The 24,467-nt window shown below is 61.7% G+C and carries 22 protein-coding genes and 1 tRNA gene; 12 read left to right on the forward strand and 11 right to left on the reverse strand.

Annotated elements, in window-relative coordinates:
* The first annotated feature begins 198 nt into the window (after positions 1 to 198).
* The gene (locus tag CLU94_RS08505) at positions 199 to 1,419 is read left to right on the forward strand and encodes a polyhydroxyalkanoate depolymerase (protein WP_077400193.1); all 1,221 of its coding nucleotides are present in this window, start codon (positions 199 to 201) and stop codon (positions 1,417 to 1,419) included.
* A gap of 66 nt (positions 1,420 to 1,485) precedes the next feature.
* Here the strand turns inward: CLU94_RS08505 and CLU94_RS08510 are convergent, their stop codons facing one another.
* From CLU94_RS08510 to CLU94_RS08520, 3 genes are all read right to left on the reverse strand, one after another.
* On the reverse strand, positions 1,486 to 2,169 hold the full coding sequence (locus tag CLU94_RS08510) for a DOPA 4,5-dioxygenase family protein (RefSeq protein WP_099665325.1): 684 nt from the start codon (positions 2,167 to 2,169) through the stop codon (positions 1,486 to 1,488).
* Positions 2,170 to 2,211: 42 nt separating this feature from the next.
* Entirely contained in the window at positions 2,212 to 4,776 is a 2,565-nt protein-coding gene (locus CLU94_RS08515) for a TonB-dependent receptor plug domain-containing protein (protein WP_099665326.1), read from the reverse strand.
* A 129-nt stretch (positions 4,777 to 4,905) separates the two neighbouring features.
* The gene (locus CLU94_RS08520) at positions 4,906 to 5,646 is read right to left on the reverse strand and encodes a substrate-binding periplasmic protein (RefSeq protein WP_099665327.1); all 741 of its coding nucleotides are present in this window, start codon (positions 5,644 to 5,646) and stop codon (positions 4,906 to 4,908) included.
* A 43-nt stretch (positions 5,647 to 5,689) separates the two neighbouring features.
* Between CLU94_RS08520 and CLU94_RS27995 the strand changes: the two genes are divergently transcribed.
* The 7 genes from CLU94_RS27995 to CLU94_RS08550 all read left to right on the forward strand — a co-directional run bounded on the left by CLU94_RS27995 (position 5,690) and on the right by CLU94_RS08550 (position 14,103).
* Positions 5,690 to 6,013: a hypothetical protein gene (locus CLU94_RS27995; RefSeq protein ID WP_143451384.1), complete on the forward strand. Its 324-nt coding sequence runs from the start codon at positions 5,690 to 5,692 to the stop codon at positions 6,011 to 6,013.
* The gene (gene rsxB, locus CLU94_RS08525) at positions 6,010 to 6,741 is read left to right on the forward strand and encodes an electron transport complex subunit RsxB (protein ID WP_099668216.1); all 732 of its coding nucleotides are present in this window, start codon (positions 6,010 to 6,012) and stop codon (positions 6,739 to 6,741) included. The genes CLU94_RS27995 and rsxB overlap by 4 nt, the downstream gene beginning before the upstream one ends.
* A complete protein-coding gene (gene nth / locus CLU94_RS08530) occupies positions 6,738 to 7,385 on the forward strand; it encodes an endonuclease III (protein ID WP_034782448.1) in 648 nt (215 codons plus the stop codon). The genes rsxB and nth overlap by 4 nt, the downstream gene beginning before the upstream one ends.
* Positions 7,386 to 7,412: 27 nt before the next feature.
* On the forward strand, positions 7,413 to 10,271 hold the full coding sequence (locus CLU94_RS08535) for an AMP-binding protein (protein WP_099665328.1): 2,859 nt from the start codon (positions 7,413 to 7,415) through the stop codon (positions 10,269 to 10,271).
* 14 nt (positions 10,272 to 10,285) lie between these two features.
* On the forward strand, positions 10,286 to 12,079 hold the full coding sequence (locus tag CLU94_RS08540) for an AMP-binding protein (protein ID WP_099665329.1): 1,794 nt from the start codon (positions 10,286 to 10,288) through the stop codon (positions 12,077 to 12,079).
* 1 nt (position 12,080) lies between these two features.
* The gene (locus tag CLU94_RS08545) at positions 12,081 to 12,971 is read left to right on the forward strand and encodes a hypothetical protein (protein ID WP_099665330.1); all 891 of its coding nucleotides are present in this window, start codon (positions 12,081 to 12,083) and stop codon (positions 12,969 to 12,971) included.
* 70 nt (positions 12,972 to 13,041) lie between these two features.
* On the forward strand, positions 13,042 to 14,103 hold the full coding sequence (locus tag CLU94_RS08550) for an MBOAT family O-acyltransferase (RefSeq protein WP_180278620.1): 1,062 nt from the start codon (positions 13,042 to 13,044) through the stop codon (positions 14,101 to 14,103).
* 177 nt (positions 14,104 to 14,280) lie between these two features.
* Here CLU94_RS08550 and proB read toward each other — a convergent pair whose 3' ends face one another.
* The 5 genes from proB to rplU form a co-directional block, all read right to left on the reverse strand.
* Positions 14,281 to 15,399 (reverse strand): glutamate 5-kinase, encoded by a 1,119-nt coding sequence (gene proB, locus CLU94_RS08555; protein WP_099665332.1) that lies wholly within the window; start codon positions 15,397 to 15,399, stop codon positions 14,281 to 14,283.
* A 27-nt stretch (positions 15,400 to 15,426) separates the two neighbouring features.
* Positions 15,427 to 15,837, reverse strand: coding sequence for a hypothetical protein (locus tag CLU94_RS08560; RefSeq protein ID WP_035825091.1), 411 nt, complete (start codon positions 15,835 to 15,837; stop codon positions 15,427 to 15,429).
* 12 nt (positions 15,838 to 15,849) lie between these two features.
* Positions 15,850 to 16,959 carry a GTPase ObgE gene (gene obgE / locus CLU94_RS08565; RefSeq protein WP_077400162.1) on the reverse strand — a complete coding sequence of 370 codons (1,110 nt, stop codon included), beginning with the start codon at positions 16,957 to 16,959 and terminating at the stop codon, positions 15,850 to 15,852.
* 113 nt (positions 16,960 to 17,072) lie between these two features.
* Positions 17,073 to 17,345 (reverse strand): 50S ribosomal protein L27, encoded by a 273-nt coding sequence (rpmA, locus tag CLU94_RS08570; protein ID WP_070219281.1) that lies wholly within the window; start codon positions 17,343 to 17,345, stop codon positions 17,073 to 17,075.
* Between the two features lie 40 nt (positions 17,346 to 17,385).
* Positions 17,386 to 17,697, reverse strand: a complete 312-nt coding sequence (rplU, locus tag CLU94_RS08575) for a 50S ribosomal protein L21 (RefSeq protein ID WP_034754730.1) — start codon at positions 17,695 to 17,697, stop codon at positions 17,386 to 17,388.
* Positions 17,698 to 18,001: 304 nt separating this feature from the next.
* Between rplU and ispB the strand changes: the two genes are divergently transcribed.
* Positions 18,002 to 18,991, forward strand: coding sequence for an octaprenyl diphosphate synthase (gene ispB, locus CLU94_RS08580; protein ID WP_099395339.1), 990 nt, complete (start codon positions 18,002 to 18,004; stop codon positions 18,989 to 18,991).
* Between the two features lie 66 nt (positions 18,992 to 19,057).
* Here ispB and arsH read toward each other — a convergent pair whose 3' ends face one another.
* Genes arsH through CLU94_RS08595 form a run of 3 tightly spaced genes read right to left on the reverse strand, consistent with a single transcriptional unit; the run spans position 19,058 to position 20,587 of the window.
* Positions 19,058 to 19,795, reverse strand: a complete 738-nt coding sequence (gene arsH / locus CLU94_RS08585; RefSeq protein WP_099665333.1) for an arsenical resistance protein ArsH — start codon at positions 19,793 to 19,795, stop codon at positions 19,058 to 19,060.
* A gap of 1 nt (position 19,796) precedes the next feature.
* On the reverse strand, positions 19,797 to 20,219 hold the full coding sequence (gene arsC, locus CLU94_RS08590; RefSeq protein WP_099665334.1) for an arsenate reductase (glutaredoxin): 423 nt from the start codon (positions 20,217 to 20,219) through the stop codon (positions 19,797 to 19,799).
* Positions 20,216 to 20,587 (reverse strand): ArsR/SmtB family transcription factor, encoded by a 372-nt coding sequence (locus CLU94_RS08595; protein WP_218965281.1) that lies wholly within the window; start codon positions 20,585 to 20,587, stop codon positions 20,216 to 20,218. Before CLU94_RS08595 ends, arsC begins: the two co-directional genes overlap by 4 nt.
* Positions 20,588 to 20,719: 132 nt before the next feature.
* Here CLU94_RS08595 and CLU94_RS08600 point away from each other — a divergent pair, with 132 nt between their 5' ends.
* From CLU94_RS08600 to CLU94_RS08610, 3 genes are all read left to right on the forward strand, one after another.
* A complete protein-coding gene (locus tag CLU94_RS08600; protein ID WP_099665335.1) occupies positions 20,720 to 22,813 on the forward strand; it encodes an AsmA family protein in 2,094 nt (697 codons plus the stop codon).
* Between the two features lie 54 nt (positions 22,814 to 22,867).
* Positions 22,868 to 22,944, forward strand: a tRNA-Pro gene (locus CLU94_RS08605).
* A gap of 128 nt (positions 22,945 to 23,072) precedes the next feature.
* On the forward strand, positions 23,073 to 24,467 hold the full coding sequence (locus tag CLU94_RS08610; protein ID WP_099665336.1) for a GntP family permease: 1,395 nt from the start codon (positions 23,073 to 23,075) through the stop codon (positions 24,465 to 24,467).

Here is a 24,467-nt window from a genome sequence, read left to right on the forward strand (position 1 = left end):
AAGCAGCGGAAACGCTGCTTTTTTTGCTTTTAGAGCATCGTTGCAGGTCTATCCACGCAAGTGTGGCGCGCTGTCACACCAAAGCGCAAACTGTGGACCTATGCGCGGTAATGCACATTTTGTCCTCAACAAATATCGTAAAATTGGATTATGATATTTGAGCCGATATTGGCGCTTGGAATTAAACAAGGACTATATATGCTTTACCAACTGCACGAACTGCAACGCTCCTTCCTCACTCCGGTGATGCAATGGGCAGACATGTCCTCCAAGTTATTTACCAACCCGGTTTCTCCACTGGCCCACACCCCGTTTTCGCAACGCATCGCAGCCGGCTACGAGCTGATGTACCGCCTTGGCAAAGACTACGAAAAACCACAATTTGACATCAAATCCGTTCTCGTCCAAGGCGAGAACGTCGACATCCGCGAACACGTTGTCGTGACAAAACCGTTTTGCCGCCTGATTCACTTCAAAAAAGAAGCCACTGGCTTGCAACAGCCCAAAGTTTTGCTGGTTGCCCCCCTGTCCGGTCACCACTCGACCCTGCTGCGCGATACCGTGCGCGGCTTGCTGGCCGAGCACGATGTCTACATCACCGACTGGACGGACGCGCGCATGGTACCGCTGACGGAAGGGCCGTTCCACCTGGACGACTACATTTATTATGTGCAGGAATTCATCCGCCTGCTGGCGCCTGACTTGCACGTCATTTCCGTCTGTCAACCGACCGTGCCCGTGCTGGCTGCCATCTCGCTGATGGCGACGGCCAAAGATCCGCACATGCCGAAAACCATGACGATGATGGGCGGCCCCATCGACCCGCGCCGCTCGCCCACGCAAGTGAACAACCTGGCGACGGAAAAGAAATTCTCGTGGTTTGAAAACACCGTGATCTACGCGGTGCCGCCGAACTACCCGGGTTTTGGCCGCAAGGTGTATCCGGGCTTCCTGCAGCACGCCGGCTTCATCGCCATGAACCCGGGCCGTCACGCGCAAAGCCATCGCGAGTTCTACATGCACCTGGTGACGGGCGACGACGAGCCAGCGGAAGGCCATCGCCAGTTCTACAACGAGTACAACGCCGTGCTGGACATGCCGGCCGAGTACTACCTGGAAACCATTAAAACGGTTTTCCAGGAATTCAGCTTGCCGATGGGCACGTGGAAAGTGGGCGGCCAGCTGGTGCGTCCGCAAGACATCACGAATGTGGCGCTGTTCACCGTAGAAGGCGAGCTGGACGACATTTCCGGCGCCGGCCAGACGCAGGCGGCGCATGACCTGTGTTCCGGCATCCCTGCCGAGATGCAGCAGGATTTCGTGGCGCCAAAATGTGGCCATTATGGCATTTTCTCGGGCCGCCGCTGGCGCGAAATCATTTGCCCGAAAATCGGCGAATTCATCCAGAAACATTCCTGATCCGCAGTATTTCAGGCAAAACGGCACGCCAGGCTACCCTGGCGTGCCGTTTTTTTTATGCCCGGCTCATGCGCGTGACGTTTCGACCTTCACCGTCGGGCGCGTATTGACAAAGATCTGCTCGACTCGCGGCTCGCCCGGCCCCGGCTTCTTCATCGCATAGCCATTCACGGGCTGCGAGCGGTTCACCCACAGCGCGTAATACAAATGGTCGGCGCGCGGATCTTCCGTGTTCGGGTGGATCAGTATCGTCAGGCCCAGGCTATTGAGTTGCAGCCACGGCACGATGACGGGCAGCAAGTCATTCGTGAAGCCAAAGTAAAACGACGGCGTCACGTGCGGGCCGCGCGGCTCCAGGTTCCAGTCGCCCAGTTCGATCTGGAAACGCTCGGCCGCCCACTTGCGTATCAGCGCCGCCTTTTGGTAACTGTCTTCGTCAAAATAGATATGCGCGTGATAGCTCTCGATATCCGTGTAGGCACGTGGCTTCGATGGCAAGGTTTCCTCGCCGGGCCGCACGCTGACGGGGCGCGGCGTGGGCGCCGTGTCCGTATGCTCGCCCCACGGACTCTTGCCCGGTGCTGGTTTGGCGCGCTTGACGGCGCCATCCTGGGCCAGGGCCGTGCCGGCCAGGCCCGAAGCGGCCAGCGCCGCCACCAGGCCGCCGCCGCGCAAGACCGTGCGGCGCTGCGGCGAGAGGAGATTGGCCCATTCCAGGTCGATGGCCGCGTGTTGAGTATTGTCTGACATAGGATTTCCTGTTCTTGATTATGAGTATGGAGAGAAGGCAGATCAAAAGTGAACGGTGGCGCGGGCGTAGTAATAACCGCCCAGTACGCCCAACGGTCCCGAGTTGTCGTAAGCGCCCGTGTACTGCGCCAGATTCGCGGCGCTGCGCGCGTCGCGCGGCACCTGGCCCGGTTTCTGGTCGAAGACATTGTTGGCGCCCACCGTCACGTTGATGCGCTTGCTGATGTCGTAGCCGACGCTGACATCCGTCACGAAGGCGGCTTTCAGCTGGTAATCGCCGCCCGTGATGGCGTTCAGGCGCTTGAGCTTGCCGTAACGCGTCTCGCGCACGTTGAACGTCCAGCCCGCCTTTTCATACGCCAGGGTGACGATTTCCTTGTCGCGCGGCGCCCGGTACAACAAGTCGTACTCGGCCGATTTGCTCAGGGTGCCGATATTCGGCAAGCCTTGCAGCACCGCCGGCAAGGCCGCCTTGCCGACCAGGCTCGTGTGGTTGATATTCGCGGCCGCCGTCCAGCGCAGCTTGCCGTCGGCCACGCGCAAGACATCCTCGGCCGTCAAATCGATGCCGCGCGTGCGCGTGTCGCCCACGTTGGCAAAGTAATGCGCGACAAGACCATTGCCGACTGTCAACCCCGCCGAGCGCAGCAGGTTTTCGATCACGCTCGCTTGCGCCGCCGTCAGTGGCCGGCCGCTGCCGTCGAGCGCCACGCCCGAGCTGCGGTCGATGCCGATGTTCGACGACACGCCCAGGCGGTCGCTGACCTTGATTTGATACGCGTCAACGGCCAGGCGCAGGGTAGGCGTAGGATTGAAGGTCAGCCCGGCCGACAGATTCGTCGATTTTTCCGGTTTCAGCGCTTGCGCACCCAGTGCCCGCGCTGCGGTCGAGTTCGGCTGCGCCAGGGTATATGGCACGCCCGCATGATCGGAGGTGTTCGAGTACGATTGCGTCACCAGGCTCGGCGCATGGAAACCATTGCTGACGGTGCCGCGCACGGCGACCGAAGGCGTGACGTCATAGCGGGCGGACAAACGGCCTGTCGTCTTGCTGCCGAAATCAGAATATTTCTCGGCACGCAATGCCGTGTCGAGCAGCAATTGCGGCGTCAGTTTCGCGCCCAGGCCGATATACGCCGCATAGCTGTGGCGCGCCGTGTCCGAGGCGTCGACGGGCAGGTAACCGGCCAGCGCCGATGAGCCGCTGCCCTGCCAGGAAGCGGGTTCACCTGGGCTGCGTTGCTGCGTTTCATGCGAATACTCGAGACCGACGCTCAGGTCGGCCGGCTCGCTCAAGCCCAGCGGCACGGGACGGCGCGCGTCGGCGTTGGTGGTCGAGCGGCTGTAGCGCTGATTGCCGATGGTGAAATCCGTCTTGCCACCTGGATAGCTCAGCGAATAATTGGCCGAATTTTCCACGCCCACGTCGATATCGTCGCGTCCGTAAGTACTGCTGATATCCCAGTTCCAGCCCGCCGTCTCGCCCTTGACTCCGCCCGTCAGGGAAAAATCGCTTTCGCTCGTCGTTTCATACGGCGTGAAGCCGTCGGGATACACGGACAGCAAGCCTTTGTTGTTATTAAAAATGGTATTGGGCAGACGGAAATTCTGCGCCGAGCGGGCATTGCGGTGCGCATACGTGCCGAAGCCGTACAGTTGCACCTCGTTCGACACGTCATAGCCGAGGTTGGCACTAAGGGAGGCGGTCGTGCTTTGCGGCACGCCCGTATTGCGCCATGGATTGCTGTTGCGGCTTGCTTCTGCCGGGTTCGGCGAAGCGCCGGCCGGCAAGCTGTTGTTCGGTCCCAATTTCACCAGCTGGCCATCGCTGTTGCGCACGACCGGATACGACAGGTAGCCGGGATTCAGGCCGAAATTGCGCACGGCGATGCCCTGGCGCTGGACTTCGGCGCCGAAGTGGGCAAAGCCGTGTTCGCCCAGGCGCGTGCCGCCATCGATGCGCACGGAACCGTTCGTGCCGTCGCCGTCGTAGGTGGAGCCGAGTTGCGTGCTGAAGCTGCCCTTGTCATCCGCTTTCAGGATGATGTTGATGACGCCGGCAATGGCGTCGGAACCGTAGATGGCCGAAGCGCCATCGCGCAGGATTTCCACGCGGGCAATGGCGCCCGTGGGTATCAGGGCCAGGTCGGTGGCGACGGAACCGGGAAAACCATCCTCGTTGACGATGGCCGTCGTATGCCGGCGCTTGCCGTTGACCAATACCAGGGTATGCGACGGGTCGAGGTTGCGCAACTGCCCGGCACGCACGATGCTGCCCAGGTCCGGCTGCACGCGGGCTGGCAAGTTGAACGACGGCAAGGCCGTGTCCAGCGCATCGAGCAAGTTCAGCTTGCCCGTGGCTTGCAATTGCTGTGCGCTGATCACGTCGATGGGTGCGGCGCTGTTGGCCACCGTGCGGCCCGTGCCGCGCGCCCCCGTGACGATGACGGTGTCATACGGCGCGGCGGCCAGTGCGCCAGCGCCATCCGGCGCGGCCTGCGCGTGGACCACGCCAGGCGCCCCCAGCAGCAGTACGGCCACGGAGACGGCGTGCGCCAGTTGCCGCAAACGCGGGGCGGGGTCATGCTTGTGAATCGGTTCCAGCATACGAAAACATCCTTTCAAAGTCGTCAACACAGTGGCTGCAGACTAAAGGATGGACAAACAAACAAGAACGAATGGTTTCGTATTTAGATATTTCGTTTTGGCAACTAACAACAGCGGCGGCGCGCCGTGTCAGGGAGTCGCCGGGGCGGTCGCCAGGCTCTGGTCGAGCCGCTTCCAGTAATCGCGTTCCAGCCGGGCCGTATCGATATCGCGCGCCGCCTCGTTGAAGCGTTTTTGCCACGCCGCCCCCCCGGCATCGCGCTGGAAGCACACATGCACGGGACGCTCCTTGAAAACGGTATCGATGACGGCGATGCGTTCGCGCTCGGCCTTGCTGAAGTTGCGCCCCATCAACAAGTGCTGCAGGACATGGCGCTCGATGACGATCACGCGGTAACGCTTGATGAACAGTTTCTTCAGATTCGTCGCGTCGTTCAAACCCTCTTCCGTCTTCAGCTCGCCGCGCGCCACCATGCCATCGAACTGTTCCCCATTCGAGTAGCCGGCCACGGTGCCGATGCGCAGCTTGCCCAGGTCGGCCAGGCTGGCGCCAGGCACGCCGTCCTCTTTCAGGTAGGCCAGCACACCCTGCGTGTTACCAACCGGAACAGAAAAGTGGCAGAGTTTTTCCCGTTCCGGCGTGCGCCACACGGCCAGAAACCCGGCATAGCGGGAACTGGCCAGGCCAAACTGCATGGCGCGCTTCCAGGGAAAATAGTCATACTTGACCGTATAGCCGAGACGCTCGAAAACGGCGCTGACCATGGCGCCCGACATGCCATCGGCCGGTAGGCTGCGGGAAATAAAAGGCGGCCAGTCTTCCGCCGCGAAGCGGACGATGCGCGAGCTGGCAGCGCCCGGCGCCGCCATGGGGGAACTAGCCTGCCCGTGTGCAAGGGCAAGTGCAGAGTGCATGAACAAACAGAAGGGCAAACCAACTGTCCGGAGGAAACGCATGTTTGGCTCCTATGGCCTGGCGCACCTTGCAATGCAGGCGCGGCAACAGGACTGGCGGTCGGCTTTTTTTGATCACTGGCTTGATAAAAATCATGCTCCCACAAAAAAAAGAAATTGCAAAGTTGTTTATTTGCACTTTGACATTCCCATGGGAAATAAAATACGATTGCGGCGCGCCTGCAACAGGCTGTCATGGCGCCGGCTATCCCCTCTTGCGCAACAGGTTTTTACTTGTGCGCGTGCCGGATGGCCGATAATGGCGTTTTACCGTGGAAGATGACCGTGCCGCACCCTGCCCCTCCCTCACTTGCCGACCAGATCGAAGACTTGCTGCCGCAAACGCAATGCACCAAATGCGGCTACAACGGTTGCCGCCCGTATGCGGAAGCGATTGCCGCCGGCAGCGCCGACATCAACCAGTGCCCACCGGGCGGTGCGCAAGGCATCGTGCGCCTGGCCGGCTTGCTGGGCAAAAAAATCATCCCGCTCAATCCCGTCAACGGCCTCGAACGTCCGCGATCTGTCGCCTATATCGACGAATCGCTGTGTATCGGCTGTACCCTGTGCATTCAGGCTTGCCCGGTGGACGCCATCGTCGGCGCCGCCAAGCAGATGCATACGGTGGTGACAAGCCTGTGCACGGGCTGCGACTTGTGCGTGGCGCCCTGCCCCGTCGACTGCATCGTCATGTACCCGGTCAGCGGCGACGCCACGGGCTGGGATGCCTGGAGCCAGACAGAAGCAGACGACGCGCGCGCGCGCCACGATTTCCGCACGCAGCGCCTGCGCCGCGAAACGGAGGAAAACGAAGCGCGCCTGGCTGCCAAGGCCGTCGCCAAGATGCGCGAAGTGACGCAGGAAGTGCCCGTCACGCCCGACGAACAGGCGGAAAAGGAACGCAAGCGCGCCATCATCGCCGCCGCCATGGAGCGCGCACGCGCCAAGGCCGCTGCCGCCAGCACGGATACCCCCCAGCCAGCCCCCACCACCCCGAAAAAAGACGCATGAACGCCGCCAAACGCCTGGAAATCTTTACGCGCTTTCGCGCCGCCAATCCCTCCCCGAAAACGGAACTCGACTACACGACGCCGTTCGAGCTGCTGATCGCCGTGCTGCTGTCGGCACAGGCGACGGACGTGTCCGTCAACAAGGCGACCCGCTTGCTGTATCCGGTCGCCAATACGCCAGCCACGATACTGGCCCTGGGCGTGGACGAGCTGGCCAGCTACATCCGCACCATCGGCCTGTTCCGCACCAAGGCGAAGAACGTCATCGCCACCTGCCAGATCCTGCTCGAGCAGCACGGCGGCGAAGTGCCGCGCGACCGCGCCTCGCTGGAAGCCTTGCCCGGCGTGGGCCGCAAGACGGCCAACGTGGTCATGAACACGGCGTTTGGCGAACCGACGATGGCCGTGGACACGCATATCTTCCGCGTCTCGAACCGCACCGGCATCGCGCCGGGCAAGAATGTCGATATCGTCGAGCAAAAACTGCTGAAATTCATCCCCAAGGAATTCCTGCACGACGCCCACCACTGGCTCATCCTGCACGGCCGCTACACGTGCACGGCGCGCAAGCCACAATGCTGGAACTGCATGATTGCCGACCTGTGCGACTACAAGGACAAGTCGCCGATGCCGGCCGTGGTCTGACAACACACCTTTACGAACGGCGACACCATGTTGCAAACGACACTAGATACCCTGGCTTGCCCCGCCTGCCGACAGCCCCTGCAAAGCAACACGCCAGCCGAGGCGTCGGCACCGTTGCTGGAAGCGATATTGAGCTGTCCGGCGTGCGCGATTACCGTTCCCGTCGTGCAAGGCTTTGTGCTCTTTACGGAAGCACGGCAAGGCGGCGATGCCCATATGCTGCCGGCGCTGCGTGCCCAGCTGACGCCCAGCGCCGACTATCTGTCCTTCATGCACCGCCGCCATGTGCGCCGCATTCCCGACCGCTACGCCGCCTTTCAACCCTTCAATGAATCCACCCGCGCCTTTTATGCCTTGCTGGACCTGATCAGGGAGCATTTGCAACCTGGCGACCTCATTCTCGACACCTGGGGCCGAACGGGCTGGAGTGGCGAAATGCTGGCTGCGGCGTTTCCCCAGCAACATGTCATTTCTGTATGGGAAGGCAACTTCGATGTGCTCGGCTACATGGGATATGCGCACTGGTTGCCCGCTGGACAGCGCGCGCCCAACCATGACATTATTTTCTTGCCGCCGGGTAGTCCCATGCCTTTTCGCGACGGCACGTTCGCGCTGATTCATGGCCTTGATTCACTGCATCGCTATGCGCCACTGACCTTCGCCGGCGACATGCTGCGCATCGCCCGCAGCGATGCGCCGATCATCTTCCCGCATGTACACATGGCCAATAGCCAGCCCACGCCGTACTTCGAGCGCGGCGGCAACATTATTCACGGCCGTTGCTACCAGCAGCGCTTTGATGCTGCGCAAGCACGCGGCGAACGCAAGACGCTGGTGATGTCGGAGGTAACCCTGTTCGACGCCATTGGACAGTTGCATGGCGAACCGGACACTGCACACTACAACGGCGTCGTGGCGCTGGTGCCTCCCGCATGGGAAGGGGCGCCCCTGCGCCAGGCCGATCTCGACCTGGCATTGCCCGCATCGCGCGCCGTCGTCAATGCCGTGCTGCGGCTCGACAGCTTGAACGGCTGGTGTGTGCCCGATACCGATGCGCTGGGTGGCTTGATGCAAGATTTGCTGGTGCGCCATCCTTGTTATGCGGAACGCCTGGCGCGCCTCGGACCACGACAACTGAGCGCTGAAGAATTGCAGATCCTGTTCCAGCTGGGCCAGCTACGTACCCTGGAGCAAGTGGCGCAGCGCCTGCGCCTGCCAGTGGAATACGTTTGCCAGCAAGCCAGAAACATGGTCGATATGGAACTGCTGCAGATGGCCCCCATCAGCGGCGCCATGGCACGCTTGCAATCGTACTATGCCAGCCAGATCGTGCGTCCGCTGCCACAGGAAGAAACCTTTGAGTATCTGTGGCAATTACTGCCCACGCTGTACCAGCAGCGCCCGCTCCTGCTGTGCGGCATGGACGACAGCGCCTTTGGCTGGGCCGAAGTCGAGCTACTCGTGCCGGCGTTGCAACGGGGCTTGCTGGCGATGGGCGTGCGGGCAGGTGACCGCGTCGCCATGCTGTGTGCCCACCACCCTGAAGCGGTACTGCTCAGCTGGGCCTGCTGGCGCATCGGCGCTGTCGTGGTTCCCTTGCGCAAGGAATTGACGGACACGCCCGCCTTGCTGCAACCCTTGCTGGAACGCATTGCTCCCGCCCTGCTGGTGCTGGATCATCCCCGTCACGGCGCCGCCGCTTTGGCAAGCTGCCCGGCGCTGCTGCTCGACGATATCGGCGAGGAAGCGGCGGCGGTCTTGCCGCCAGATTGCGCATTGCCTGAATTATCAGCCTTGCTGGAAGGCTGGATGGAGCTGCCGCCGACGCCGGAGCTGCCCGGACAGGCCGTCCACCCCGACGATCCTGCCGTGATCCTGTTTACTTCTGGCAGTACTGGCATCCCCAAGGGCGTCGTCCACAGCCAGCGCGCCCTCATGCAGAGCGGCCAGCTGGCGGCGACGGAATTTGGCTGGCATGATGGCGACATCCTGCTGTCGCTGGGCGACTGCCACACCATGAGCGGCTTGCGCAACCCCATGGTCGCCGCCCTGTTTGCCGGTGCCAGCGTGTATCTGGCCGATGAAAACGAACGGGGCAATGTCGGCAAGACCTTGCAAGCGACCCAGCGCCATGGCGTGACCGTCCTGGCGACAGGTCCCGCCTGGCTAGCCATGCTGCAGTTGCTGCCGGCCCACCTGACCCTGCACCCGGCCAGCTTGCGGCAAATCATTTCCACGGGCGCGCCCCTGCAAACGTCGCTGCACACGGCCTTGAGCGAGCGCATGCGGCTCGCCATCATCGATTATTACGGACTGACGGAAACGGGGGGGCTGTGCATGCTGTTCCAGCACGCGCCCGGTGCCACGCAAGCTTGCGGCCGCGCCGTCGGCGCCATCGTGCAAATCTGCGATGACAGGGGCATACCGCTCGGAGAAGGACAAACAGGGGAATTGCGCGTGCACAGCAACCAGCTCATGCTGGAATACTGGCGCGATCCGGCGCAAACGGCGTCCATCGCCCGCGATGGCTGGATCTTCACTGGCGATATTGCCAGCCACGATGGCCTCGGCAACATTACATTGCTGGGCCGGCACGACGACCAGCTCAAGAACGAATATGGCGACATCGTCCACCCTGCCCCGCTGGAACGGGCGATGTGCAGCTATCCACACGTCAGGGAAGCCGCCATCACCGCAGGACCACAGGGACTGATCGGCATGCTGGTGGTCGACGGCGGCTTCGAATTACCCGCTTTTGTCGCCTATTGCCGCCAGCACGCGCAAATCGAGGCATTCCCCCGTGACCTGCGCATCCAGGCAGCGTTACCGTACACGGCCGCAGGAAAACTCGACCGCCGCGCGCTGGCCCATTCAATCACACCATAACAGATACGCTCACCATGTTTCAGACTCGTCCCACACCTGCGAATACGCCATTCCTGATCGGCCCCAAGTCTTTGTCGCATAGCCATCTGGAGGAACAAATCCTGCAAGTGGCTGCCCGGCTGATCAGCAGCGAACTGCACAATAAACGCGTGCTGCTGATGGTGCGCGACGATCTGGCCTATGCGCCCTTGTTGCTCGGCTGCATGCGGGCCGGCGCGATTCCCCTGCTGCTCGATCCGGGAACCTCGGTGCGGCAAGTCAGGGATTTACTGCAGCATACGCATATCGATGGCGTCATTGCCGATGCGGACGCCATCGACCTGTGGCGCGCGGAGGATGTCCCTCTGCCGGCGCAGCAGATACGCGTCGGCGCTGTCCAGGCCAAGGGTTTGCTGCTGAACAAGCTGCTGGGACGGCGGGCGCCAGCCGACCTGGACAACTGGCCTGGCCTGCTGTCCGCTCCCGCTCCGGCACCGTTGCCGCCAGCAAGACAGGAGGGGCCTGCCTATGTCGTGTTCACCTCCGGCAGTACGGCCCGTCCGAAAGGCGTGGAAATGCACTGGCCCGCCCTGCTCGCGCATTTGCGGACGATCGGCGAACATTACGCACTGACGCCCGCATCACGCCTGCTGAACCTGATGCCGTTATCGCATGCCGATGGCCTGGTACAAGGCGTGCTGCTGGCTTATCAACGCGGCTGTACCTTGGTGCGTCCTGCACCATTCAGCATTGTCGCCATCGAGAGCATCCTCATTGCGATCTACCGCGAACAAGTCACGCACCTGATCGCCGCGCCCACGGCATTGGCCCTGATGCAGCAATATGGCGCCCACCTGGCGGAAAACTTCGAGAATGGCCATTTCCGCTTCGCCGTTTCCTGCAGCGCCCCCTTGAGCGCGGCTACCTGGACCAGCTTCAGCCAATGTTTCAATGTAAAGCTCATCAATACCTACGGCTTGAGTGAAACGGGAACCTGCGGCCTCTATGCGGGACCAGACGCGGCCAGCCACAAGATCGGCAGCGTGGGCATGCCGCGCGACATGCTGGCAAAAATCTTGCGAGACGATGGCAGCGAGGCCGGCTGCGACGAGGCCGGAGAACTGTGCCTGCAAGGTGCCAACCTGATGCAGGGCTACCTGGACAATCCGCAAGCGACCGCTGCCGTCCTGCGCAATGGCTGGCTGCATACGGGTGACCTGGCACGGCGCGACAGCGATGGCGTGTACTGGATCACGGGGCGTATCAAGGACGTGATCATTTGTGGCGGCTACAATCTGTCGCCGGAAGCCATCAATGGCGTACTGATGCAACACCCGGCCGTACTGGAAGCGGCAACCGTCGCCTTGCCTGACCCGACGTGGGGCGAAATCCCCGTCGCCTGCGTAGTATTGCGCCCTGGCATGGAGGCGGACAACCAGCAACTGCTGCTGCATTGCGCCCAACATCTGGGTGCACACGAATTGCCGAAACGCATTAGTTTTACCGGCCAATTGCCGCGCACGCCGTCAGGCAAGGTCATCACGGCACAGTTGCAGCACGCGCTATCGCTTACGCCCAAGGAAGCAAGCGCCCACGGCGATCAGCAGGCAGACATTTTTGCGCTGGCCGCGGACCTGTTCAATTTACCGGCAAGTGCGCTGAAGGGGGATTCAGGCCCCGCCAATACGCCAGGCTGGGATTCGCTGGCACATATCAACTTCGTGATCGGCCTGGAAACGCTGTTCAAGGTGCGTCTGAGTCCATCGGATGTGGTGCATATGGAAACCATGGACGCCACCGTGCAACTGATCAAGCGGCTGACGCGCTGAGATGGCGAACGCACTTCCTCTGCGCATCTGGCCATACAGTGCGGCGCTGGCAGCTGGCGTGGTCGGACTATGCATGCTGCTGCGTCATGTGCCCGGCCCACGCTACGACAATACGATTGCAGGCCAGACGAAAACATTTCTCGACGCGCCCAGGCCGGAAGGGAAATGGCGCGTGCTGGCGCTGGGTTCGTCCCTGCTCCATGCCGCCACCCCGCAAATAGCCAGCGTGCAGCGTGCCGAGCTGCCGGACATCGCCTGGATGCGGATGACAAAAGGCGGCGCAGGTATCGGCTATTTGCAATCGAGCCTCGCCACCCTTGGCAGCCGCCCACCGGAGGTGCTGGTCCTCGAACAGAACCTGTTCTTGCCAGATGATGGCAACGCGACAATGGATCAACTACGCGAAGATGTCTGGCACTGGGGCAAGCAAGCTGCTTCATTGCTCACCACTGGCAAACTTGCCTCGCCACCGCGATACTGGGAGCGCAATGATCAGGAACTTGCATTTACCTGCGGCCCGGAGCTGAAGAAATTAAGCGCGTCACAAATACGGCAGCATGCTGCCGAACTACAAAATCTGTATCGACAGAGCACCTTCGATGCTGCACTGATCAACAACATTGCCACGCTGGCGCAACGGGGCGTGCGGGTAATACTGCTCGATGTGAGGCGATCATTGCTGATTGAACAACAGACGGCGCAACAAAAGACAGACTGGCAGCGGCGCTTGCAAGCATTGCTGCCTGCGAGCCAAAACATCATCTATCTAGCCTCGCCCGCACTCACCGAACAAAACCTTTATTGCGACGCCAGCCATCTGAACACGCAGGGCGCGCGTCAGTTCGCTGCCTGGTGGCAAACCCAGTTACGGCAGTTGCGGGACAGGGGTTGACATGGTGTGGCTGACAATTTTTGGCATGCTGTGCATGCTTGTTCTGGTCGTGCTTTACTGGCGTTTGCCAGTGGCTTGGCGCCCCTGGCTGCTGGTGGCCACAGGCGGCGCGCTGCTATGGCATGATGGCTGGGCCAGCATGGCGGCCTGGGGTGCATTGCTGGCATGGCTGGCCTTCATCTGCGGCCCCCGATGGCGGCGCCCGGCCCTGATGCAGACGCTGGGCCTGACGGGTGTCTTGCTCGCCTTTCTGGCTTACCAGTACGCGAAAGCCGGCCATGGCATGGCCGCCTACCTGGGCTACGCCTTCGTCTCGCTGAAGGCCTGGCACCTGATCGCCGAGCATGGCGGCGGTGGCATCGCGCGCGATGGCCGCGCCGGCACGACCCTGGGCTATCTGCTCTTCCCGCCCACCCTGGCCGTCGGCCCGATCCAGCGTTACGATGCCTTCCGCATGGAACTACTGCGCGCGCGCTGGGACAGCCAACTCGCCTCGCCAGCACTGCAGCGCATGCTGTACGGCTATTGCAAAGTGGTTTTGTTGGCGGGATACATACTCACTTTCAAGCTCAACAACCTGAACCTGTCGACCGGTTACGCCTGGCTCGATGCCTATCTGCCCTTGCTCGGTTATGGCTTGAACCTGTATTGGCAATTCTCGGGCTATTGTGATATTGCCATCGGCTTCGCCGCGCTGCTGGGCATACGCGTGCCGGAAAATTTCAACTTTCCTTTTGCTGCCCGTAATCTGCCTGATTTCTGGCGGCGCTGGCACATCACGGTGTCGGAATGGTGCCGCGATTTCGTTTTCCGGCCCATCCTGACGCGCACGCGGCAATACCTGTTTGCCAGCCTGGGCAGCATGATCGTGCTGGGCTTGTGGCATGAACTGTCGCCGCGCTACCTGGCCTGGGGCCTGTTCCACGGCGTCGGCCTGGCCATCGCCCACCTGTGGGGCAAGCACATGCCATGGGCGGAGCCGTTGCGCCGCTACGCCCTGTGGCGACTCTCCAGCTGGTTTTTGACCTTGCAATTTGTCATACTGAGCTTCGCGCTGACGTCGACGCCGGACCTGCAAACGGCCTGGTCTTGCCTGACGGTGCTGTTCGCACCACTGTTACCTGGGAGTTAAGGTGTACCAATTTCTCTTGCGCTACCTGCCAGCGCCGCTCGTGCACGGGTTCTTCACGCTATGGTATGGGGGACTGCTGCTGCTGCTGTGGCTGAAATGGCCGCTGGCGCTGGGAATGGGATTTCGTTACGGGCAACTGTAGGCCGGGATCGATGCAGGCATCGGCCCCGTTATCGCTTACAGCAACACCATATTGTCGCGGTGGATCAGCTCATGGCCTTCCATGTAACCGAGAATGGCTTCGATTTCGGTGGACGGCTTGCGCATGATGCGGCGCGCTTCGCCGCTCGTGTAGTTGGACAGGCCGCGCGCCACGGGCACGCCGTCGACGTCGACGCAGGTGATGACGGCGCCGCGGCCGAATTCGCCGTTCACGCCCATCACGCCGATCGGCAGCAGGGACTTGCCTTCCTGGCGCAGCTTTTGCACGGCGCCCGCGTCCAGCACGACGGCGCCGACCGTGTGCAGATGATCGGCCATCCACTGCTTACGCGCCGTCAATTGCCCCGTTTGTGCCAATAACTCCGTGCCGATCGCTTCGCCTTGGGCGAGGCGGCTGAGCACGTCGCTGTCGCGGCCCCAGGCGATGATCGTATGCGCGCCGGACTTGGCGGCACGCTTGGCGGCGAGGATTTTCGTCAGCATGCCGCCACGGCCCAGGCTGCTGCCGGCGCCGCCGGCCATCGCTTCCAGGGCCGGATCGCCGGCGATGCCTTGCGTGATCAGGTAGGCGGTCGGGTCCTTGCGCGGGTCGGCCGAGAACAGGCCGTGCTGGTCCGTCAGGATGACGAGCGCATCGGCTTCGATCAGGTTGGCGACCAGGGCGCCCAGGGTATCGTTGTCGCCGAACTTGATCTCATCGGTGACGACGGTGTCGTTTTCATTGATGATCGGCACCACGCCCAGGCGCAGCAGGGTCGTCAGGGTGGAGCGGGCATTCAGGTAGCGTTCGCGGTCGGCCAGGTCGGCGTGCGTGAGCAGCACTTGCGCCGTGCCGAGGCTGTGGGCGCGGAAGCTGCTTTCATAGATTTGCGCCAGGCCCATCTGGCCGACGGCGGCGCAGGCCTGCAATTCGTGGATATCGGTGGGGCGCCGCTCGAAACCAAGGCGCAGCATGCCTTCGGCGATGGCGCCGGAACTGACGAGCACCACTTCCTTGCCCAAAGCGCGCAAGCCGGAAATCTGCGCGGCCCAGCGCGCGATGGCGGCATGGTCGAGCCCGCGGCCATCGTTGGTGACCAGCGAAGAGCCGACTTTGATGATGATACGGGTAGCTTTTTGAATCACGGAATCCATGGGGCGGCGCTCTTCACTTAATAGACGTCAGCGCGCAGGACGCAGCAGCAGCAAGGCCAGCCCCGCCGTCAGCTCCATTGCGCACATAAACAACACAAAACCCTGGGGCAAGCCGAAGCTGATGGCCGCGAACAGACGGCCGGCGGGCTGCGCCAGGACCAACATTGCTGTGATATCGCCGAGGACAGGCGGTTCGCCCTGCCGTGCCGCGAACAGCGCCAGGAGCGCGGTAGCGCCCCAGACACCGACATGCGTGGCGTAGAACTGGCTGTAGCCATTGACGCCATTGAGGAAGATGCCCATGCCGGCCGCCATTTCATCGGCGAACAACAGGCAGGCGACCGCGCTCAGCCCGTAAGCATACGCGATCAGATGCAATACACGGCGCTGCCACGCTTGCTTGCGCGCTGGCGCGGCAGCGGCCGTCTGTACCGACATCAGGGTAAAGCCTTAGTCGAGGATCTTGAAACGCGGATCATCCGGGTCGATCGACGAGATACCGCGCGCTTCTTCGGTCATCTGCGTCTCTTCGGCACGGCTTTCGCTGTGTTTCTTCGCTTCCAGATGCTGGTAAATCGCATTCACCAGTTCCGGGCAACCTTGATGGTTCAGCGCGGAAATCTCGAAGACGGGACCTTTCCAGGCAAAACGCTTGAGGAAGTCCTTGACGATCTTCTTGCGCTCTTCTTCCGGCACCATGTCGAGCTTGTTCAACACCAGCCAGCGCGGCTTGTCGACCAGCGACTCGTCGTACTTCTTCAATTCCTTCACCAGCGCCTTGGCTTCCTTGACAGGATCGACGTTGGTTTCGAACGGCGCCAGGTCGACGATGTGCAACAGCAGACCCGTACGCTGCAAGTGACGCAGGAATTGATGGCCCAGGCCCGCGCCTTCGGAAGCGCCTTCGATCAAGCCGGGAATATCGGCGATCACAAAGCTCTTCTCGTGCGACACGCGCACCACGCCCAGGTTCGGGTGCAGGGTGGTAAATGGATAATCGGCAATTTTCGGGCGCGCGTTCGAGACGGCCGAAATGAAGGTCGACTTGCCGGCGTTCGGCATGCCCAGCAGGCCCACGTCGGCCAAAACTTTCAGTTCCAGGCGCAGTTCGCGGCGTTCGCCTTCCTTGCCCTCGCCTTTTTGGCGTGGCGCGCGGTTGGTCGAGGACTTGAAGTGGATATTACCCCAGCCGCCTTCGCCGCCCTTGGCCAGCAATTCGATCTGGCCGTGTTCGGTCAAATCGGCCAGGATTTCGCCGCTCGCGTTGTCGATGATCAAGGTGCCCACAGGCATGCGCAGGTGGATGTCATCCGCGCCCTTGCCATAGCAATCTGCGCCACGGCCAGGCTCGCCATTGCGAGCCTTGTGCATTTTGGAGAAACGGAAATCGACGAGCGTGTTGATATTGCGGTCGGCGACAGCCCAGATGGACCCGCCCTTGCCGCCATCGCCGCCATCGGGACCGCCGAAAGGCCGGAATTTTTCACGGCAGAAAGATGCGCAGCCGTTGCCGCCATCGCCCGCGATGACTTCGATTTTTGCTTCGTCGATAAACTTCATAATTTTGCCGCCATAAAACTAAAAAGGCTCTACCTTGGGCAGAGCCTTTCGATTGAAGGCTTGCGCCTTACATCATGCGATCATGGCGGAGCGAACTGGCGCTCCGCGATGAATTACGCTGGTACTGCTTCGTTTGGTACAACGGTCACGAATTGCTTCGAGCCAGCACCTTTGACAACGAACTTCACTTTGCCCGCGATCAGCGCGAACAACGTGTGGTCCTTGCCCATGCCTACGCCTTCGCCGGCGCGCACTGGGGTGCCGCGTTGACGAATGATGATGCCGCCAGCATTGATAGCTTGGCCGCCGTAGACTTTAACGCCCAGACGTTTTGATTCTGAATCACGGCCGTTTCGCGTTGTGCCGCCGCCTTTTTTATGTGCCATTTAAGACTCCTTGATAGCTGATTAATTCAAACAGCGGCGATTAGCCGTTGATCGAAACGATTTGGATTTCGGTAAAATTCTGGCGATGGCCTTGATGCTTTTGGTAGTGCTTACGACGACGCATCTTGAAAATTTTGACCTTATCATGGCGACCATGCGCCACAACCGTAACCAGTACCGTTGCACCTTCGACCAATGGAGCACCAAACTTGATGCTGTCGCCCGCGCCTACTGCGAGCACTTGATCGATGGTGATTTCGGAACCAATGTCTGCCGGTATCTGTTCTACTTTAAGTTTTTCGCCAGCGACAACTTTGTATTGTTTGCCACCGGTTTTTATGACCGCGTACATGATTTGAAACCTCATCAAATGTTGAAAGAATTTGTCCCACTGCCATGAAAAGCAAGCCGTGCACAACAGGGGGAACCAGCGATTATACACGGACTGAGAAATTGCGTCAAAAAGTATTCACAAAGCTTGACGATCGTGGTATGTCGACAACCTGACCATCATGTCAGGCTTGCGCCAGGCGGACAGCAAAACGCGCGCCAGTGCCAAGCAGATCAATCAATTGCTCTACAGTCATAGGCAAACGTCACGCACGCGCAAGCCTTGTCGTATAATCGCGGCACCCACAATCTAATGCAGGTTCGCCTTGTCTGACGCTAACAAACACGTTAACCAAAACACCATCGTGCAAACGATTGCCGCCGATATGGACGCAGTCAATACGGTGATCCGCCAAAAGTTGCACTCCGATGTGATTCTGATCAACCAGATCGCTGAATACATCATCAGCGCAGGCGGCAAACGCATCCGTCCCGTGCTGATCTTGCTGGTGGCCAATGCCCACGCCTATCGCGGCACGGCGCACCATGAACTGGCCGCCGTGGTCGAATTCATCCATACCGCCACCCTGCTGCACGACGACGTCGTCGACGAATCGTCGATGCGCCGCGGACGCCAGACGGCCAACGCCCTGTTCGGCAATGCCGCCTCGGTGCTGGTGGGCGATTTCCTGCACTCGCGCTCGTTCCAGCTGATGGTCTCGCTGAATAATATGCGCGTCATGCAAATCCTGTCCGACGCCACCAACGTGATCGCCGAAGGCGAAGTGCTGCAGTTGCTGAACATGCACGATCCGGACGTGACGCAAGACAGCTACCTGAACGTCATCCGCTCGAAGACGGCCAAGCTGTTCGAAGCGTCGGCGCAACTGGGCGCCCTGATCGCCGGCGCCAGCGAAGACGATATCGAAGCGGCTGCCGAATACGGCCGCTCGCTGGGCACGGCTTTCCAGCTGATCGACGACGTGCTCGACTATGCAGGCGACGCCGCGGAAATCGGCAAGAACGTGGGCGACGACTTGCGCGAAGGCAAACCGACCATGCCGCTGATCTGGCTGATGGAAAACGGTACGCCAGAGCAACGCGAACTGGTGCGCAGCTGCATCGAGCAAGGCGACGAACAGCATTTCGACGCCGTCCTGACGGCCATCACCAGCAGCGGCGCCCTCGACTACACGCGCAAGCAGGCGGAAATCGCCGGCCAGCGCGCCGCCGATGCCATCGCCGGCTGGCCGGACAGCGTCTACAAGCAATCCATGCTGCAACTGTGCTCGTTTGCCGTGGACCGCAATCACTGATCGCGATTTGCGCTACAGCAAAGACAACGGCGCCGATGGCGCCGTTTTTTATGCACTGCAGAAAAGCTACGTGCGCTCGTGCGCCATCGCCGCGCCCGCCAATTCCTGCACGATGGCCGGCGCCGCTTCCAGCCGCTCGCTGTAGCGGCTGCCCAGGTAATCGCGGCGGTCGCGCACCAGCAGGGTGAATTTGTACAGCTCCTCCATCACGTCGACCAGGCGCTCGTAATACGGCGACGGCTTCATGCGGCCGTCATCGTCGAATTCCTGGTACGCCTTGGCAACGGAAGACTGGTTCGGAATGGTGACCATGCGCATCCAGCGTCCCAGCACGCGCAAGCCGTTGACGGCGTTGAACGATTGCGAACCACCGGACACTTGCATCACAGCAAGAGTTCGCCCCTGCGTGGGCCGCACGCTGCCCGTTTCCAGCGGCAGCCAGTCGATCTGCGATTTGAACACGCCCGTGACGGCGCCATGCCGCTCAGGGCTGCACCAGACTTGCCCTTCCGACCACAGCGACAGCGCGCGCAACTCCTGCACTTTCGGATGCTCGGGCGACACGCTGTCGACCATGGGCAAGCCGTGCGGGTCGAACACGCGCGTGTCGGCGCCGAAGTGGCGCAGGATGCGTTCCGCCTCCAGGGTCAGCAATTTGCTGTACGAGCGTTCGCGCAAGGAACCGTACAGCAGCAAGATGCGCGGCGCGTGGGTGGATACGCTGGCCGGCGCCAGCTTGTCCAGGTCCGGCACGTCCAGGTGCGCGGCGCTGATGTTCGGCAACTCGTTGGCAAGGTCTGCCATCTCAGGCCACCGGCTTGCCGTCGGCGCCCACCACGGCCTGGCCGTCTTCCTTGGCAAACGCGCCCTGCTGCGGCAGCGGCAGGATTTCCAGCACTTTTTCCGACGGCCGGCACAGGCGCACGCCCAGTTCCGTGACGACGATGGGGCGGTTGATCAAGATAGGATAGGCTTGCATAGCGTCGAGCAGGGCCGCATCGCTCAGTTCAGGATTGGCCAGGCCCAGCTCGTCGTACAGGGCGCCCTTGTCGCGCATGACGGCGCGCACGGTCAGGCCGGCGCGGGCGATCAGGTCGACCAATTCCTCGCGCGAAGGCGGATGCTTGACGTAATCGATGATGACGGGTTCGACGCCCGTGTTGCGGATCAGGGCCAGGGTATTGCGCGAGGTGCCGCACGCCGTGTTGTGATAAATCGTGATCGTCATGTCGTCGTTTCCTTCAGTAAATGTGGTTCGCTGACGCAGCAAGACGCGCCAGCGCAGCAGTTCTCGGTCAAGAAGGCCAGCAAGCCGTTCATGCCCGCATAGTTGGCCGCATAGATGATGGAACGGCCCGCCTTGCTTGCCGTTACCAGATTGGCGTGCGCCAGTTCTTTCAAGTGAAACGACAGCGACGAGGGCGCAATGGCTAGCGCTTCGGCGATTTTCGTCGCCGCCATGCCTTGCGGCCCCGCTTGCACCAGCAGGCGGAACACGGCCAGCCGCGATTCCTGTGCCAGCGCCGCCAGGGCCACGATGGCGGAAGTACTCGTCAGCGGTGTCGCTCCGCTCGCTATTTGCTGTATATTTTCCATATTTCAATAATAGTCGAATTATTGAATTATTTCAAGCCACACGCCTTGGCTACCTATCTTACGTAACCTAGCGCACCGACTGTCATGGCCTATCGGTCTACCTTGATGAAAAATCACTGCGATCGGCATCCCATGACACGCTCGACACCCCTGAAAATCCTCGGCTGGAGCCTGGCCACCCTGCTGGCCCTGGTCGCCATCGTGGTCATCTTTGTGCTGACTTTCGACTGGAACCGCGCGCGCCCCTACATCAACGAAAAGGTGTCGGAAAGCACGGGCCGTACCTTCGTCATCGGCGGCGATTTGCAGGTGAAATGGAAACAAGGGCTGAAAACGGAGCCCGGCTGGCGCCGCTACGTGCCGCGGCCCATCATCAGCGCGCAGGACGTGCGCATGAGCAACCCGGACTGGGCCACGGCCGGCCCGCAGCTGGCCAGCGCGAAACGCATCGACGTGGCCCTCCATCCATTGCCCTTGCTGCAGCACAAGGTGGTGCTGACGGACCTGGCGCTCGACGCGCCGAACATCGCCCTGCAGCGGCGCACCGACGGCAGCAACAGCTGGACCTTCAAGGATAACGGCCCTTCGGCATGGGACGTGGAAATCCAGCGCATGGCCTTCGGCGACGGCGCCATCCGTTATCTGGACGAGGGCATCGCGCTGGACGTGCGCGCCAAGGTCAGCTCGACGGCGCCCGACGCCACGCCGGGCGACGCACCAGGCAGCGCGCCCATGCAGAAATACGGCATCGCATTCACCCTGGGCGGAACCTATCGCAAGGCGCCCGTGACGGGCGGCGGCAAGGCGGGCGCCGTGCTGTCCTTGACCGATAACAACACCGTCTATCCCGTGCAGGCACATGCCGTGCTGGGCAAGAACAAGGCCAGCATCGACGGCACCCTGACGGACCCGCGCTCCTTGTCCGGCATCGATTTGCAGCTGAGCCTGGCCGGCGCCAGCATGGCCGACCTGTATCCGCTGACGGGCGTGCTGCTGCCGGAAACGCCGGACTACGCCACCAAGGGACGCTTGCTGGGCAAGAAAGACGGCGCCACCTGGAACTGGACCTATCAAGACTTCAAGGGCACGGTGGGCCAGAGCGACCTGGCCGGCACCCTGCAATACTTGCCGCGCCAGCCGCGTCCCCTGCTGCGCGGTGAAGTGACGTCGCAGCAATTGCGCCTGGAAGACCTGGGTCCCACCATCGGCGCCGACAGCAATGCGCAGAAACAGGCGCGCGGCAAGGCGCCCGTGCAACCCGACAACAAAGCCTTGCCGGTGGAACAATTCAACACGGCAAAATGGAATGCGCTCGATGCCGACGTAAAATTCACGGGCAAGAAACTGGTGCGCACGCACGACATTCCGTTCAACGATATCGTCGCCCATATCCACATGAAAGACAAGGTGTTGAGTTTGACGCCGCTCAACTTCGGCATGGCCGGCGGCGACATCACCTCGAATATCACGCTCGACGGCCGTCAAAAGACCATCGCCGCGCAAGCCAAGGTGGCGGCGCGTCACCTCAAAATTCGCGAACTGTTTCCCAAGCTGCAATCGATGCAAGCGAGTTTCGGCGAAGTGTATGGCGACGCGGCGCTGACGGGCCACGGCAACTCCGTCTCGGCCATGCTGGCCAGCGCGAATGGCGAACTGGCGGCCACCGTCAGCGAAGGCTCCGTCAGCCAGTTCATGCTGGAACTGGCCGGCCTGAACCTGGCCAACGCCGTCTTCGTAAAAATCTTTGGCGACAAGCAAGTGCACCTCAATTGCATGGCCAGCGACTTCGCCGTCACGAATGGCCAGGCCGACGTGCGCCGCTTCGTGCTCGATACGGACACGGCCGTCGTGAATGTCACGGGCAACGTCAACCTGGCCCACGAAACCCTGGACCTCGACGTGCGCCCGCGCACCAAGGGCGCCCGCATCATCACCCTGCGCACGCCGCTGTACGCGAAAGGCACGTTCAAGAACCCGGACGTGGGCCCGCAAAAAGGCCCGCTGGCCCTGAAAGCGGGCGCCGCCGTGGCCCTGGCCACCGTCGTCACGCCGCTGGCCGCCCTGCTGCCACTCGTCAACGTCGACAAGGCCCCCGACACGGACTGCGCCGCCGTCATGGCGCAAGCAAACGCCACCCGCAAGGCCCCCGCCTCGCCGGCGACGAACGCGCCAGCCAAGAAAGTGAGCGAAGCGGACATCAGGAAGGCCCAGCAGGAAAAGAAATAGACCTTGATGCAACCGCTTGAAAGCCACCCCGCCATCTGCTGTAATGAACGAAAGCGGGGTGTGGCTCAGCCTGGTAGAGCGCTGCGTTCGGGACGCAGAGGCCGGAGGTTCGAATCCTCTCACCCCGACCAGCCCTTTCTCCTTACTGCGCCTGCATCAACTGCTTGCACCTTGACCTGCGCGTTGGTGTCTTGCCGAGAAGTATGATACTAATTACATCATTAGTATCCTGATCACTTTCCGCGCAAGGGCCTGACCGATGTCTTTCCTGATAGTTCTGGCCGCATTGGCCTTCCTGATGCTGGCCGCCTACCGCGGCTACAGCGTAATCCTGTTTGCGCCCGTCGCCGCGCTGGGCGCCGTGCTGCTGACCGATCCGTCGGCCGTGCCGGCCGTCTTCAGCGGCATCTTCATGGAAAAGATGGTGGGCTTCATCAAGCTGTATTTCCCCGTCTTCTTGCTCGGCGCCGTGTTCGGTAAACTCATCGAGCTGTCCGGCTTTTCCCAGTCCATCGTCGTGGCCGCCATTCGCTATATCGGCAGCTCGCGCGCGAATGCCGTCATCGTTGCCGTGTGCGCGGCCCTGACCTATGGCGGCGTGTCGCTGTTCGTGGTGGTGTTTGCCGTGTATCCATTTGCGGCCGAGCTGTATCGCCAGAGCAATATTCCCAAGCGGCTGATGCCGGGCGCCATCGCCCTGGGCGCGTTCTCGTTCACCATGGATACCTTGCCCGGCACGCCGCAGATCCAGAACATCATCCCCACCACCTTTTTCAATACGACGGGCTGGGCCGCACCGTGGCTGGGCACCATCGGCGCCGTGCTGACGGTAATCATGGGCCTGGCTTTCCTCGAATGGCGCCGCCGTTCCGTCATGGCGACGGGCGAAGGCTATGGGGCCGAGGCCGAAAAGGCCAAGGCCGACGTGGGCGACCTGCCCCATCCGTTGCTGTCGGTAGCGCCCCTGGTGCTGGTGGGGGTGGCCAACTTTGCGCTGACCCGGCTGATTCCCCACTGGTACGGTGCCAGTTACTCGCTCACCGCGGAGGCGTTGCCAGGGCTGCATGCGCCCGTGACCACGTCGATCGCGTCCGTGACAGGTATCTGGGCCGTGGAAGGCGCCTTGTTGCTGGGTATCTTGCTGGTCTGCGTGACGGCTTTCGGGCGCATCCGCGCCGCCTTTGCGGACGGCACCAAGGCGGCCGTGGGCGGCGCCTTGCTGGCGGCCATGAATACGGCCTCCGAATATGGCTTTGGCGGCGTCATTGCCGCCCTGCCCGGTTTTCTTGCCGTCAGCAACACCTTGCGCAGCGTGCCCGATCCCCTCGTCAACGCGGCCGTGTCCGTGACGACCCTGGCCGGCATTACGGGTTCGGCCTCGGGCGGCATGAGCATCGCGCTGGCCGCCATGTCGGACAGTTTTATCCAGGCCGCGCAGCAGGCGCACATTCCGCTGGAAGTGATGCACCGCGTGGTGGCCATGGCCAGCGGCGGCATGGATACCTTGCCGCACAACGGCGCCGTGATCACCTTGCTGGCCGTCACGGGCCTCACGCACCGCCAGTCCTACCGCGACATTTTCGGCATCACCGTCATCAAGACGGTGGCCGTGTTCCTCGTCATTGCCCTGTATTACCTGACGGGGCTGGTCTGA

This window comes from Janthinobacterium sp. 13 (assembly GCF_002749695.1).
GTDB lineage: Bacteria > Pseudomonadota > Gammaproteobacteria > Burkholderiales > Burkholderiaceae_D > Janthinobacterium > Janthinobacterium kumbetense.